A 14701-nucleotide genomic window follows, 5' to 3' on the forward strand; every position below is an offset into this window, starting at 1 on the left:
GCCGGTGGCATCGTCAGGGGCGGGAACCCCCTTCCGGCTTGGTGAGCCCGTTCCGAAAGGCGTAACGGACCGCCTGGGCACGGTCCTTGAGACCCGCCTTCGCGAAGAGGTTGTTGATGTGGGTCTTCACGGTCGCGGTGGAGACGTGCAGGGCCCGGGCGATCTCGTGGTTCGACATCCCTTCGGCGATCAGGGCGAGCACCTCGGTCTCCCGTGTGGTGAGGCCGTCCGGAGGCTGCCCCGTCGTGACGGTCTCCGGCTCCGACAGGCGCTCGAGCAGGCGTCGTTGGATCCCCGGCGCGAGACCCGCGTCGCCCGAGAGGACGTCCTCGACGGCCCGGACGATCTCGTCCCCGCCGGCGTCCTTGGTCAGATAGCCGCGCGCTCCCGCTTTGAGCGCCGGGAACAGCGAGTCGTCGTCGGCATACGTGGTGAGCACGACGACCTGTGTCCCCGGATACTCCGAGCGAATGCGCCGGGTGGCCTCCGCTCCGTCGCAGCGGGGCATGCGCAGGTCCATCAGGACCACGTCCGGGGACAGTTCGGCGACGAGGCGAACGGCCTCCTCGCCGTCGGCGCCGGACCCCACCACCTCGACGCCGGGCAGCAGCCCCAAGAGCATCACGATCCCCTCGCGCACCACGGTCTGATCGTCGACCACAATCACCCGAGCGGGTGGCTTGCTTCCGCCCGCGGCAGCCCCGGCCGCGCTCCGGCCCGCGAACCCGGCGGCGCCGTCGTCCCTCGTCATCCCGGCACCCTCAGCGTCACCACGAACCCCTCCTCGCCCGGTCCTGCCTCCAGGGACCCGCCCAGCAGCTCGGCCCGCTCACGCATCCCGAGCAGACCGTACCCGGCTCCGGAGGCCGCCAGCTCCCCCGGCGACCGGCCCCCCGAGTCCCGCACGTCCAACCGCACTTCGTCCTCCCCGTACCGCAGGCACACCTCGACCTTGGCGCCCGGCGCGTGCTTGCGGACGTTCGTCAGGGCCTCCTGTGCCACGCGGCGCACCGCCTGGGACGACTCGGCGGGCAGTGCGCGGCGGTCCCCCGACACGGTGACCGACGCCCGGTCCGACGTGACCAGCTCGCGCAGGAAGTCCTCGACCGGGGTCATCTCCCCCCGCAGCGCGGACAGCGCCTGTCTGGTCTCGGCGAGCCCCTCTCTCGCCATGGACCGCGCGGCCACCACCCGGTCCAGGACCTGTTCCTTGGTCGCGTCCCCCTCGATCAGCAGCCGGGCCGCCTCCAGGTGGACGAGCTGGGCGGAGAGGCTGTGCGCGAGCACGTCGTGGATCTCGCGTGCGATGCGGGCCCGCTCGGCCAGGGCCGCGGACTCCGCCTCCGCGGTGCGGGCGGCCCGCTCCTGGGCCAGCAGCCGATGGGCGCTGCCCCGCGCCTCGGCGTCCAGCCGCAGGGTGTACGCGGCCAGGACGAGACCTATGACGGTCAGGGCCGTGATCAACCAGCTGTCGCCGTTGTACACCGCGTATCCGGTCATCGCGACGAGCACGCAGGGCACGGCCGCGGCCAGTGGCAGCCGCTCCAGCGCGGCGAAGGCGGAGCCGCACCACAGCACGAGGGCGAGCATCCGCCAGTCGGCGCTCTCCGCGGCGAACGCGGTCCCCAGCAGCAGGGCCATCAGCCCCATTGAGGGCCACAGGCGGTGGGCCAGCGACATACGGAAGAACGCCCAGCCCACCCAGGTGACGGCCAGGACCATGGCCACGCCCTCCGCCAGGCGCCAGCCGCGGTCCGCGTGGAACGCCTCCCACAGCAGGCTGGCGAGGATCACCACGCGCAGGACCCTGACGAACCACAGCCGGGCAAGGCTCAGCCCCGCCCACCTGAGCGCTTCCCGGGAGGGCCATCTCGTCCAGCGGTCCGCGCTCACACGGGTTCCTTCCGCATCGGTTCGTGTGCCGTGCCGACCGGGCCGTACACGACCTGCCCGGATCGCAGCAGGAGGAGACCGCTGCGGACCAGCAGGGTGGCCGCGAGGGCCAGCATCAGCGTGGCACTGCCCTGGCGCACCTGCAGTATCGCCCCGATGCCGAAGAGGCCGGCCCGCAGTCCGATCCCGACGGCCCAGACCAGGGCGGTGGCCTTGGTGCCCTTGCTCCACGCGGTGCCGTCCGGCTCGGTCCACACATGCGAGGTCCGCGCCCAGCCCGCGCCCATGGCGAGGCCCACGAGCAGCTCGGCGGCGAGCAGCGCCACGGACGCCGTGCGGTGATGGGGGTCGATCAGGTCGGGCTCGCGCACGGCCAGGAAGATCAGGACGGCCGGTATCAGCCACCAGCTCCGGTCCGTGCCGACCCGCTGCGCCTTGAACTGGCGGACCACCACCAGCACCACGACGGCGCAGATCACCAGCGCGTTGGTGAACCCGGACATGTCAGCCTCCGCACGACGAGTGGGACGAGGCCGATCCCAGAAGGATCGACGCCTTCGACGCTACGGAAATCGCCTGGGCACGGGATCGGAGCAGGGGTTGAACACGGGTGGAGCCGGGTGCTCCACCCGTGGGTGGAGCACCCGGCTCCCTCGCAGCTCAACGCCTTGCGGCGCCTGATCTCACCCGACCTCGGCTCCGCCCGCCGGAGCGCTACGCGTCGATCCGCGAGCGGTCCAGCGTCGCCGCGGAGCTGGTGATGAATTCCTTGCGCGGCGCGACGTCGTTGCCCATCAGCAGATCGAAGACCTGCTCGGCCGAGTCCAGGTCGGAGATGTTGATCCGGCGCAGGGTGCGGAACCGCGGGTCCATCGTCGTCTCGGCCAGCTGGTCGGCGTCCATCTCGCCCAGACCCTTGTACCGCTGGATCGAGTCCTTGTACCGCACGTTCTTGCGCTGCAGCTCAAGGAGCGTCTCGCGCAGCTCGCGGTCGGAGTACGTGTAGATGTACTTGTCCTGGCCCTTCTTGGGCTGGCTGAGCTCGATGCGGTGCAGCGGCGGCACCGCCGCGAAGACCCGGCCCGCCTCGACCATCGGCCGCATGTACCGCTGGAACAGCGTCAGGAGCAGGATCCGGATGTGCGCGCCGTCCACATCGGCGTCCACGAGCAGGATGATCTTCCCGTAGCGCGCCGCGTCGATGTCGAAGGTCCGGCCCGACCCGGCTCCTATGACCTGGATGATCGCCCCGCACTCGGCGTTCTTCAGCATGTCCGTGACGGACGCCTTCTGAACGTTGAGAATCTTGCCGCGGATCGGCAGCAGCGCCTGGAACTCGGAGTTCCGGGCGAGCTTGGCGGTGCCGAGCGCGGAGTCGCCCTCGACGATGAACAGTTCGCTGCGCTCCACGTCGTCGCTGCGGCAGTCCGCCAGCTTCGCCGGCAGCGAGGAGGACTCCAGGGCCGTCTTCCGGCGCTGGGCGTCCTTGTGCTGGCGCGCCGCGATCCGCGTACGGGCGGCGGCGACCGCCTTGTCCATGACCGCGCGGGCCTGGGCCTTCGCGTCCCGCTTGGTCGACGTCAGGAACGCCTTGAGCTCCTTGGCGATCACATTAGCGACGATGCGGTTGGCCGCCGAGGTGCCGAGGACCTCCTTGGTCTGGCCCTCGAACTGCGGCTCGGCCAGCCGCACCGTGACCACCGCCGTCAGGCCCTCGAGCGCGTCGTCCTTGACGATGTCGTCCTCGGCCACGCGCAGCACCTTCTGGGCGCGCATCGCCTCGTTCATCGTCTTGGTCAGCGAACGCTCGAAACCGCTCACATGGGTGCCGCCCTTGGGGGTGGCGATGATGTTGACGAAGGACTTCACCGTCGTGTCGTACCCGGTGCCCCAGCGCAGCGCCACGTCCACGCCGAGCTCGCGGGTGACCTCGGTGGGCGTCATCTGGCCGTGCTCGTCCAGGACCGGGACGGTCTCCTTGAAGGAGCCCTGTCCGGAGAAGCGGAGCACGTCGCAGACGGCCTTGTCCTGGGCCAGATACTCGCAGAACTCGCTGATTCCGCCGTCGAAGCGGAAGGATTCCTCACCCTTCGTGCCGCCGTCGCCGAGACCGAACTCGTCGCGTACGACGATGGTCAGCCCCGGCACCAGGAACGCGGTCTGGCGGGCGCGCTGGTGCAGATGGTCGAGCGAGAGCTTGGCGTCCTTGAGGAAGATCTGGCGGTCCGCCCAGTACCGGATGCGCGTGCCGCTGCGGGTCTTGGGGACCTTCTTGACCTTGCTCAGCTTGGCCGAGGGATCGAAGGGCGCGTCGGGGCCCGACTTGGCGAAGGCGCCGGGGACGCCGCGCCGGAAGCTGATCGCGTGGGTGTGCCCGGCGCGGTCCACCTCGACGTCGAGGCGCGCGGAGAGAGCGTTCACCACCGAGGCGCCCACGCCGTGCAGGCCGCCGGAGGCCGCGTACGAGCCGCCGCCGAACTTGCCGCCCGCGTGGAGCTTGGTCATGACGACCTCGACCCCGGAGAGGCCGGTCTTGGGCTCGACGTCGACCGGGATGCCTCGGCCGTTGTCCCGGACCTCCACGGAGGCGTCGTCGTGGAGGATGACCTCGATGTGGTCGCAGTACCCGCCCAGGGCCTCGTCGACGGAGTTGTCGATGATCTCCCAGAGGCAGTGCATCAGGCCGCGGCTGTCCGTCGACCCGATGTACATGCCCGGACGCTTGCGGACGGCCTCGAGCCCCTCCAGGACGAGCAGGTGCCGCGCGGTGTAGTTGGAACCGTCCCGATCTGCTCCTGTCAGCAATGCTGTCGACGGCACGGACGTATCGGCGGTCACGCGGTTCGCTCCTCGCTGAATTTCAAGGGGGGTCCTTTGGGGTAAGGACGCGGCTTCGGTTACCGGTCAGAGGGTACCGAGGCCTGGTAGAGCCGTTGTCACGCCACCCTCGTCTCAACTCAGACTAGTCCAGGCTCGCATACATGTTCGATCCCTCGATGGAGTGAAGCGCACGTCACGTTCCCTTCGAGGCATGAACCATTTAGGCTCCGGGCACGTCCTCATGAACAACCGGCAACCCAGCCGGGGACGACCTGACCTGACAGACAGCGCGAAACCGTAAGACACGTAAGAGACGCAATACGGCACATTCGCCGCCAACCGGCAACGGACAGCCACCTCGAAAGAAAAGTTCGAGGAAAAGCCACGAGCGGGAACGTTTTCGGCCTGGTTGGATGTTGACCCTGGTACGACAGCTCGTCGAGCTAGAGAAGAGGCGACGTGACTACTGTTCTGACCCCCGCGAGCCCCCTGACGGCCGCTGATCGCTGCGACCGCTGCGGCGCCCAGGCATACCTGCGCGTCGTCCTGTTGAGCGGCGGTGAACTGCTCTTCTGCGCCCACCACGGCCGCAAGTTCGAGCCGGAACTCAAGAAGATCGCCGCTGAGATACAGGACGAGACGGAGCGTCTGACCGCCGTTCCCGAGAGCACCACCGAAGAGGAACGCTGACACCTCGCATCCACGACGAGCCAGCTCCGGCACACCAGGCCGGTTGACGGGCGGCCGTCCCAGCCGACAGGCAGGGACGGCCGCCCGCTCTCGTCACAGGGGCACCCAGGGCCTTTCTGGGCCCTCCCGGTCCGCCCCGCGGCCCCGCCGGGACGGATGAGCGCCTCAGCTGCGGGCGGAGACCTTCCCCGCGACGTCGGAGACCCGCGTGTAGACGCCAGGGCTCCCAGGACGCCCACAGCCGCTTCCCCAGGACACGAGCCCGATGAGCCGCCCGCGGGCGATCAGCGGCCCTCCACTGTCCCCCTGACAGGCGTCACGGCGCCCCTCCGGCTCCCCGGCGCAGAGCATGGTGCGGGAGATGTACCGCCCGTCGGCACTGCCCGGATACGCCTTCTCACACACCGCGTCGGCCAGGACGTTCACGCGTGCCGCATGCAGCGTCCGGGCGTAGTCGCCGGATCCGGTGGTGTCCCCCCAGCCGTAGACGGCCGCGTCCGTGCCCGCCTCATACGCCGGGTCCCCGGGCCCCGCCATGGGGATCGCGTACCCCTTGGGCAACGGCTTGGCCAGGGTGAGCGCCGCCACGTCCCCGGAGTTCGTGTAGCTGTCGTACTCCGGGTTCACCCAGATGTCCTGTACCGGAATCTCTGATCCCGCCGTCGTCCGCAGGTCGTCGCGGCCCGCGATGACCTTCAGGTCCGACACCTGCCCCAGGGACACCCCCAGGACATCCTTGCTCATGCAGTGGGCGGCCGTGAGGACCGTCGAGGGCCCGACGACCACACCGCCGCAGTACTGTCCCGCACGTTCACGCCCGAACCGGTCACGACTGGAGAGGGCCACCACCCACGGAGTCTCCGACACCTGCACCGGGTGGCCTCCGACGACCACGCTGTCGGCCGTCGCGGGGACCGGGGAAGCCAGCGGCAGGAACGCGGCGCCGGCCGCGATGGCCAGCGCCCCCGTCCACGCTCGGGCAAAGGGACGTCGCATGCGATCTCCTCACTCTGGGTTGCCATGGCGTACCCAGGGTGATCCACTATCGCCCACCGCGCACCCGCGCACGCGGAAAGGCCCGAAGCCGCGCGCCGCGGGCTTCGGGCCTTCCGTGGTGTGCTCAGGCGAGCGTCGATGCCTAGTCGAGGTAGTCGCGCAGGACCTGCGAACGCGACGGGTGACGCAGCTTCGACATCGTCTTCGACTCGATCTGACGGATGCGCTCACGCGTCACTCCGTAGACCTTGCCGATCTCGTCGAGGGTCTTCGGCTGGCCGTCCGTGAGACCGAAGCGCATGGAGACCACGCCCGCCTCACGCTCGGACAGGGTGTCCAGGACGGAGTGCAGCTGCTCCTGGAGGAGCGTGAAGCTGACCGCGTCGGCCGGTACGACCGCCTCGGAGTCCTCGATGAGGTCACCGAACTCGCTGTCGCCGTCCTCACCCAGGGGGGTGTGGAGGGAGATCGGCTCACGGCCGTACTTCTGGACCTCGATGACCTTCTCCGGGGTCATGTCGAGTTCCTTGGCCAGCTCCTCCGGGGTGGGCTCACGGCCCAGGTCCTGGAGCATCTGGCGCTGGACACGGGCCAGCTTGTTGATGACCTCGACCATGTGCACCGGGATACGGATGGTGCGGGCCTGGTCGGCCATGGCGCGGGTGATCGCCTGACGGATCCACCAGGTGGCGTACGTGGAGAACTTGTAGCCCTTGGTGTAGTCGAACTTCTCGACCGCGCGGATCAGACCGAGGTTGCCCTCCTGGATGAGGTCAAGGAAGAGCATGCCGCGGCCGGTGTAGCGCTTGGCCAAGGAGACCACCAGGCGGAGGTTGGCCTCCAGGAGGTGGTTCTTGGCGCGGCGGCCGTCCTCGGCGATGATCTCCAGCTCGCGCTTGAGCTTCGGGGCGAGCTTGTCGGCGTTGGCCAGCTTGTCCTCGGCGAACAGACCGGCCTCGATGCGCTTGGCGAGCTCGACCTCCTGCTCCGCGTTGAGCAGGGGGACCTTGCCGATCTGCTTCAGGTAGTCCTTGACGGGGTCTGCCGTGGCGCCGGCGGCGGCGACCTGCTGGGCCGGGGCGTCATCCTCGTCCTCGTCGGACAGCACGAAGCCCTGGGCGCCCTCCTCGGCCGGCTCGCCCTCGCCGGGCTTGCCGGCTGCGGGTGCCTCCTCGGTGGCCTCTTCGTCCAGGAGCTCGTCGGCATCCTTCTTGGAGGTGGACTTCTTGGCCGCCGTCTTCTTGGCGGTGGTCTTCTTGGCGACGGCCTTCTTGGCCGTCGTCTTCTTGGCGGCGACCTTCTTCGCGGGCGCGTCCTCGGCGGTGCCGTCCGCGGTCGGCGCCTCAGTGGCGGCGGTGGCGGTGGGCTTCGCCGTGGCGGCCTTGGCCGCGACCGTCCTGGTCGCGGTGCGCTTGGCCGGACTCTTCGCTGCGACGCTCTTGCGGGGGCGCTTGGGCTCCGCGGCACTGACCATCAGCGTCACACCCTCTTCCTCGAGGATCTGGTTGAGGCTGCGCAGAACGTTCTTCCACTGAGTGGCCGGAATCTGGTCAGCTTCGAAGGCACGACGCACGTCATCGCCGGCGATCTGCCCATCAGCCTTTCCCCGCTCGATGAGCGCCATGACAGAGACGGATTCGGCGATCTCCGGCGGGAGCGTACGGGATGTGCTGGCCGACACGAACAACCTCTCGGAACGTTGGAAAACGGCTTCCGGCCCCGTCCATTGTGGACCGGAGCCGACGACCGGCGGCTGGGGATTGGGCCGACGGCGCGGGCGGGGCCGGGGAGCTGCACAGCGCCGCGAACGACGTCTGTATTCCTTCCTCGGCTATCACCTCTTAGGTCATCGCGCTGTTCCTTGGAGCGTTACGCCCAATCTACGTGGCCCGAGTCACACCCCGTAAGCGGTCAAAAGCATCTAGATACGGTCATAAGCGACCTATAGACATGCACGAATGATCCCCCGATGCCCGGCAAAGAAACCCCCACGATCGTGTCGCCGGACCCCTTCGGGCTCTCGATGAGCCCCTGGGGGTCCGGCGACACGGGGAGCGGCGGCAGAGCCGCCGAGGGCGCACGGATGGGCGTACGCGACGGCTCAGCGCTGCCGCGGGGCGCGTGCACGAGCGCGGCGTCGGGGCGGCCGCGCGGTCAGTGCTCGCGCGGGGCGGGCACGACGCGCTCCACCTCGGGGTGGACGGTCAGCAGCTGCCGCATGGCCGCCTCGGCGCCGGCGCCGTCACCGGCCGCGAGGGCGTCGACCACGCGGGAGTGGTGCACGAGGGAGGCCTCGCCGTGGCGGTCGCAGCCGCTGGTGGGTCCGCCCGAGACCTGCAGGGCGGCCGAGACGATGCCGGAGAGGTGCTCCAGCATGCGGTTGCCGGCGACCTGGATGAGCAGCGAGTGGAACTCCGAGTCCGCGCGGGAGAACGTGATCACGTCTCCCTGGGTCAGCGCGTGCCCCATGATCTCGACCATGTCGGCGAGGCGCTGCTGCAGCTCCTCGCGGCCGTGCCCGGCGGCGAGCCGGGCGGCGAGGGGCTCGATCATCCAGCGCAGCTCGCCGAGCTCGCGCCGCTGGTCGTCGCGCTGTGGACCGAAGGCCCGCCACTCGATGATGTCCGGATCGAGGAGGTTCCAGTCGCTGACGGGACGCACGCGCGTGCCGACGTTGGGCCGGGCGCTGACCAGGCCCTTGGCCTCAAGCACGCGCAGGGACTCGCGGACGACGGTGCGGGAGACCTCGAAACGCTGGCCGATCTCCTCGGGGACGAGCGGACGGTCGGCGCCGAGGTCGCCGGAGACGATCATCTGGCCGAGCTGCTGGACGAGTTGGCCGTGCAGTCCGCGGCCGCGGCTTCCGGCGGCGCGCCGGCCCACACGCCCCAGGTCCTGGTCGGGCCCGTCCCATACGGGGGTGACGCGCTCGCCGCCGGGGGGCTCTGCGTAGGGGTATCGGTCGAGGTCGCCCGGGCCGGCGAGACCGGAGTCGGCGGAGCGGGCGGTGGTCATCATGGTGTGCGCAAGGGTACTCACGGATCAGTTGTCGGCTCCGCCCCCAACTCCCTTGAGGTCTTTGGTGAAAAGCACACGAAAGGGTGATCGCTTACCCCGTCGCAATTGACGCCTTATCGGAAAGAAATGGACGTCAACCACGGGGTGGCACACAGCCCGGCACCGGAAGGCGCCGGGCGGTCGTCATCGGACTCTCGCGCGCGTCGCCGTGAGCAGATATGCGCAGAGCAGAGCGGTCAAGGACAACATCAGCGCACCGCCCACGGGTTGGGCGATCATGCGCACCACGACGGCCAGATACCGCTCCGCACCGAACGGCCACTGCACCAGAGCGAGATCCCGCAGCCGTCCCGGAAGCCCGGCCGCCGATCGCACAGACGGTCCCTCGACGGCTTTCTGTACGAGCGGTACGACGATGATCGGCACGGCGAGCACCGCGGCGAGCCCCGCCGTCGTGGACCGGAAGACGCCCGCGGCCAGCACCCCGGCCCAGGCGCACCCCGTCACCAGGGAAACCCAACTGGCACTCAGGGAAAGCCAGTCCGCGGGAACTTTCGTGAGCTCCTCTCCGTATACAAGGTGGAGCACGGCGGCGTCGGAGGCCACCGTGAGGACGCCGAGCAGCAGCGCCGTGGCGGCGGCCACGAGCAGCTTGGCGCCGAGCATCCCGAGGCGCCGCGGCACGGTGCCCCGGTCCGCCGCGAGTGCGGGGTGGCGGAACTCGTCGCCGAAGGCGAGCGCCCCGAGGAGGCCCGCTCCAAGGGCCGCGGGCGGCAAGGGAAGTTCATCGGGCCAGGCCGCGAGGAGGCGCCCCTGCGGGGTGTGTCCTGCCCGCGCGAGGAAGATGCCGATCAGGGCGGAAGTGGCAAGGACACAGGCCAGGGTGAAGTAGCCGGTGCCGACACCCGTCAGCCTGCGCACCTCGTAGCGCAGGGGCCGCAGGGGGCTGCGGGTGGGGCGGACGGTGATGGGCGGGGGGAGGCAGGACGAAGCGTCGCGCGGCGGGGTGGACGGAGCGCTGCTCGGGCTGGACGGAGTGTCGCTCGGCGCGGCTGAGGCCGACGTGAGCGTGGACAGCGGCCTGGTGACGGCTTCGAGCGGAACGGTGTCATCGACTTCGAGCGGGGCCAGGGGAACCAGCAGGCCGGACGGGGTCGGGCCGTCGGCGGACGGTGACGGGGGGGTGTGCGTCTCGTCTTGGGCGGGTGGGGAGGGAGGCACGACGGATGCCGTGACGGGGGCTTCGGTGGGGCCGACCGAGGCTTCGCCGGGTGCGGGAGGAGGAGAGAGAGGGAGAGAGAACGGAACCGGAGCTTCGAGGGATGAGGGCGGTGCGGGCGAGTCGGAGCCCTCGCCAGTGGTTCCGACCGGCTCTTCGGTGCGCTCGGGCGGCCGGGCTGGGGTTGAGGCTGGGTTCGGGTGAGCGTGGTCAGAGGCGGCGGGTGCCTCGGCGCGGGGCGTGGGGCCGGGGCCCGGGGCGGGTTCCGGCGGCACCGGAGGGGTGGGGCGGTTCGGTGTCGGTCCCGCGTCGCCGATCTCGTCGGCGAGTTGGTGGACGAGGATGCCGTGCCGGTACGCGACCTCTCCCACGTCGGCGCAGTTGCTGCCGTACACGGAGAGCCTGGTGCCGTCCTCCCTGACCACCTCGATGGCGCGTCGCCGTGCCCGCGCCTCTTTGGTAAGGAGCGCGCCGAGGCGGGCGGCGTGCGGGCTCCGGACGGCGACGCGCGGGCGGAGCCTGGTCCGCGCGAACTCCGCGGCCTCCTGGTCGGCGACGAGTCGCCCCGCGTCCAGGGTGACCACGCGGTCGGCGGCGCGTGCGGCTTCCTTGGGGTCGTCCGTGGTGAACAGAACCGTTCCGCCCTGGTCGGCGTGGGCGCGCAGGATTCCGTGCAGCCACGCGCCTTCCCGGGCCGAGAGGCCGTGGCTCGGCAGGTCGAGTACAAGGGTGTGCGGGTCGGCGAGCAGGGCACAGGCGAGCCCCAGCCGGCGGTCCATGCCGCGCGAGAGGGTGCCGAGACGCTGGTCCCGGAGGCTGACGAGTCCGACGACCTCCAGGACGTCGTCGGCGCGCAGGACGGGCACGCCGACGGCGGCGCAGAGCATGCGCAGATGTCCGCGGACCGAGCGTGCCGGATGCCCCGGGACGTCGCCCAGGAGAGCGCCCACCTCACGTGAGGGGTGGGCGATGCGGTGCAGGGGGCGGCCTCTGAAGTACGTGATGCCACGGCCCTGTTGGAGTTCGAGCATCAGCCGCAGCACCGTGGTCGGCCCGGCGGTGTCGGCGTCGAGCAGCGCCGTGACACGGCCGGTGCGCGCCTCGAAGGACACGTCGTCTACGGCGGGCGGGAGCTCCTGGCGGGGATTGCTGGTCAGTCCGATGGCCTGGATCATCGCTTCTCTCGCAGGATGTGCGACCGCGCGGCGGCCGGGGTCCGTCCACCGGATCGGGGACGGACGAACCCCGTGGGTACTGCAGCAAGATAACGCGACATTTACGGCTTTTCGGTCAGGGCGGGGCGCGGCGACCCGGCCCGCCCTGACCTTCGAACACCCGTCCCCGGCATGACCGGCGGAGCGGGCACCGGCGGCCGCGACCGTCGAACGCGCCCTTCAGACGCGACCGTCAGACTTCGGGGCGCAGCATCGGCGGGTTGAGAAGGGTCGCGCCGCCCGCCCGGAAGAGCTGGGCGGGGCGGCCGCCCTGCCGGGTGGTCGTGCCACCGGTGGGCACCAGGAAGCCCGGGGTGCCGGTGACCTTGCGGTGGAAGTTGCGCGGATCGAGGACCACGCCCCAGACGGCCTCGTACACCCGGCGCAGCTCGCCCACGGTGAACTCGGGCGGACAGAAGGCGGTCGCCAGCGAGGAGTACTCGATCTTGGAGCGGGCGCGCTCCACTCCGTCCGCGAGGATCTGGGCGTGGTCGAAGGCGAGCGGGGCCGCCTGTTCGCCCTCGCGGCCGTACCCCCCTTGGTGGAGCAGGGCCTCGACCGGGGCCCAGCGGGCGCTGTGCGCGTCACCGCCGGGCCGGGGCGCGGGCAGGTCGGGGGCGAGCGCGAGGTGGGCGACGCTGACCACGCGCATCCGCGGGTCGCGCTTGGGATCGCCGTAGGTGGCGAGCTGTTCGAGATGGGCCCCGTTGGCCTGGGCCGGGGCGCCGGGGTCGTGGGCGCAGAGGCCCGTCTCCTCGCTCAGTTCGCGCGCCGCAGCCGCCGACAGATCCTCGTCGGCTCGTACGAAACCACCGGGGAGCGCCCAACGCCCCTGGAACGGCTGCTCACCCCGGCGTACGGCCAGTGCGCAGAGCGCGTGTCGGCGCACGGTCAGCACGACCAGGTCGACGGTGACTGCGAAGGGCGGGAAGGCCGACGGGTCGTAGGGCGACATGCCGCGATCATAGTCGTCTGCCTGACGATAAACACCTCCTTCGCCTATTGCACGAGGTCCGTTCGAGCAGGCCGGTGCGCGGGGCCGGACAGCGGCGTCGCTTGTGCGGCGATATTGCGTTGCAGGGCGTCTGCGGGAGTGCTTAGCCTTCTAGGGTTCCGCCGGTGCCCGTTCCGGGGCCCGGCGCTGTGTTTTGAGGTGATGGCATATCTCCCAGGCCGTGTAGCCGCTCGTTGTGAGGCGCTCTTTCCGGTTGTCCGCGTTCGCGGGCTGCTGACGCATGCCTCCACAGCGGTGTCCCCGATGGCCTGGGCTGATGGCACCCTCTTTCCCTCTGTCGCGCGGTAGGCGCACAGGGCATGCCCAGGCCTGCCCTGTCCCCGTTTTCTCCGTGCACGACAAGGACTTCTCCTCGTGTCAACCGACACCCATACCCCCGGCCGGCCGCGCCCCACCGGGGCTGCCCGGGCCGCCACGATCACGCTGGCCGTGATTCTGGTCGCCGAGCTGATGAACGCGCTCGACGGCTCGATCGTCCACACCGCCCTGCCGTCCATCCAGGCGGACACCGGCGCCACCAGCGCCGCGGTGCAGTGGATTCCCGCCGCCTACACCCTCGCCTTCGCGCTCGCCCTGATCACCGGCGGGCGCCTGGGCGACCTCTTCGGCCGCAAGCGGATCTTCGTCGTGGGCACCGTCGTGTTCACGCTGGCGTCGCTGCTGTGCGGGATCGCCTCCGGCCCCGACTTCCTGATCGCCGCGCGCGCTCTTCAGGGGGCGGGTGCGGCGGTGATGGTCCCGCAGGTCATGGCCACCATGGCGGTCACCTTCCAGGGTGAGTCGCAGGCCAAGGTGTTCGGCCTGTACGGCATGATCATGTCGCTCGGCGGGGTCCTCGGCCCTGTCCTCGGCGCCGTCCTGACCTCCGCCGACATCGCCGGGCTCGGCTGGCGGGCGATCTTCCTGATCAACCTGCCCATTGGCCTGGCCACCGTGCTCTTCGCCCTGAAGTTCATCCCGGACTCCCGCGACCAGCAGGCCCGCCGCCTCGACCCGCTGGGCATGCTGCTCTCGGCCCTGGGCCTGCTGCTGATCGCCTACCCGCTGACCGTGGGCGGCGGGAAGCACTGGCCGGCGTGGAGTTTCGTCATGCTCACCGCGGGCGCCCTGGTCCTTGCGGGCTTCGTGGTCCAGCAGCGGGCGAAGACCCGCAAGGGCGGTTCCGCCCTGGTCGCACTCTCCCTGTTCGACAACAGGGCGTTCGCGGCTGGACTCGCCGCCCAGACGGTCTTCGGGCTCGTCTCCGGGCTGTTCCTGCTGACGTGGGTGCTGTTCATGCAGTCCGGCCTCGGACTCTCGCCCGGGCAGTTCGCTCCGGCGTCCGTCGCCATTTCCATCGGCGGCATGGCCGGTGCGATGCTCGCCTCCAAGCAGGCGCATACGCACCTGCGGCGGGTGCCGCAGGCCGGTGCCGTACTCATCGCGCTCACGCTGGTGGGCTACCAGTTCCTGGTGTCCGCCCAGCAGACCGAGGTGCCGTTCGTGGCGGCCGTCGCCCCGATGATCCTCGTCGGCGTCGGGTTCGGCATGGTCGGCGCGGGCCTGGCCGGGCTCACGCTCAGCCAGGTCGGCCACGAGGACGCCGGGTCCGCCGCGGGACTGTTCAACACCGCCATGCAGCTCGGCACCTCGCTCGGTATCGCGCTGGCGTCGGTCGTCTTCTTCCAGTACGCCCCCGCGGGCAGCCACGGCCGCACCGTGACCGCAGCGTTCGCGGGCAGCGTCTGGTACGTCGTCGCCGCGCTCGCCATGATGTGGGCACTGATGTTCCGTCTGCCCAGGCCGGCCAGGACCGCCTGACCCACGGTCGGCGTTCCATCCCGCCCCGCGCGGGGT

General features: G+C 70.5%; 11 protein-coding genes. 2 read left to right on the forward strand and 9 right to left on the reverse strand.

Going from position 1 to position 14701, the window contains the following annotated elements; genetic code table 11:
• Window positions 1-13: 13 nt before the first annotated feature.
• The 4 genes from ACZ7DY_RS21705 to ACZ7DY_RS21720 form a co-directional block, all read right to left on the reverse strand.
• Complete coding sequence (locus ACZ7DY_RS21705) at window positions 14-751, reverse strand: response regulator transcription factor (protein WP_471137579.1); 738 nt, start codon at window positions 749-751, stop codon at window positions 14-16.
• Complete coding sequence (locus ACZ7DY_RS21710) at window positions 748-1893, reverse strand: sensor histidine kinase (protein WP_471137580.1); 1146 nt, start codon at window positions 1891-1893, stop codon at window positions 748-750. Before ACZ7DY_RS21710 ends, ACZ7DY_RS21705 begins: the two co-directional genes overlap by 4 nt.
• Window positions 1890-2396 carry a DUF1453 domain-containing protein gene (locus tag ACZ7DY_RS21715; protein ID WP_471137581.1) on the reverse strand — a complete coding sequence of 169 codons (507 nt, stop codon included), beginning with the start codon at window positions 2394-2396 and terminating at the stop codon, window positions 1890-1892. The genes ACZ7DY_RS21710 and ACZ7DY_RS21715 overlap by 4 nt, the downstream gene beginning before the upstream one ends.
• A 211-nt stretch (window positions 2397-2607) precedes the next feature.
• Entirely contained in the window at window positions 2608-4731 is a 2124-nt protein-coding gene (locus tag ACZ7DY_RS21720) for a DNA gyrase/topoisomerase IV subunit B (RefSeq protein ID WP_471137582.1), read from the reverse strand.
• 441 nt (window positions 4732-5172) lie between these two features.
• Here ACZ7DY_RS21720 and ACZ7DY_RS21725 point away from each other — a divergent pair, with 441 nt between their 5' ends.
• Complete coding sequence (locus ACZ7DY_RS21725; RefSeq protein ID WP_127911237.1) at window positions 5173-5403, forward strand: DUF7455 domain-containing protein; 231 nt, start codon at window positions 5173-5175, stop codon at window positions 5401-5403.
• Between the two features lie 165 nt (window positions 5404-5568).
• On the opposite strand, the gene ACZ7DY_RS21730 is transcribed toward ACZ7DY_RS21725, so the two are convergent.
• The 5 genes from ACZ7DY_RS21730 to ACZ7DY_RS21750 all read right to left on the reverse strand — a co-directional run bounded on the left by ACZ7DY_RS21730 (window position 5569) and on the right by ACZ7DY_RS21750 (window position 12805).
• On the reverse strand, window positions 5569-6399 hold the full coding sequence (locus ACZ7DY_RS21730) for a S1 family peptidase (RefSeq protein ID WP_471137583.1): 831 nt from the start codon (window positions 6397-6399) through the stop codon (window positions 5569-5571).
• A 142-nt stretch (window positions 6400-6541) separates the two neighbouring features.
• Window positions 6542-8086 carry an RNA polymerase sigma factor gene (locus ACZ7DY_RS21735; protein ID WP_471137584.1) on the reverse strand — a complete coding sequence of 515 codons (1545 nt, stop codon included), beginning with the start codon at window positions 8084-8086 and terminating at the stop codon, window positions 6542-6544.
• Window positions 8087-8553: 467 nt separating this feature from the next.
• The gene (locus ACZ7DY_RS21740; protein ID WP_471137585.1) at window positions 8554-9438 is read right to left on the reverse strand and encodes a FadR/GntR family transcriptional regulator; all 885 of its coding nucleotides are present in this window, start codon (window positions 9436-9438) and stop codon (window positions 8554-8556) included.
• Between the two features lie 162 nt (window positions 9439-9600).
• Window positions 9601-11811, reverse strand: a complete 2211-nt coding sequence (locus ACZ7DY_RS21745) for an ATP-binding cassette domain-containing protein (protein ID WP_471137586.1) — start codon at window positions 11809-11811, stop codon at window positions 9601-9603.
• A gap of 232 nt (window positions 11812-12043) precedes the next feature.
• Entirely contained in the window at window positions 12044-12805 is a 762-nt protein-coding gene (locus ACZ7DY_RS21750; protein WP_471076770.1) for an NUDIX hydrolase, read from the reverse strand.
• A gap of 414 nt (window positions 12806-13219) precedes the next feature.
• Between ACZ7DY_RS21750 and ACZ7DY_RS21755 the strand changes: the two genes are divergently transcribed.
• On the forward strand, window positions 13220-14665 hold the full coding sequence (locus ACZ7DY_RS21755; protein ID WP_471137587.1) for an MFS transporter: 1446 nt from the start codon (window positions 13220-13222) through the stop codon (window positions 14663-14665).
• The last annotated feature ends 36 nt before the right edge of the window (window positions 14666-14701 follow it).

The sequence above is a fragment of the Streptomyces sp. NPDC037013 genome (assembly GCF_055607265.1).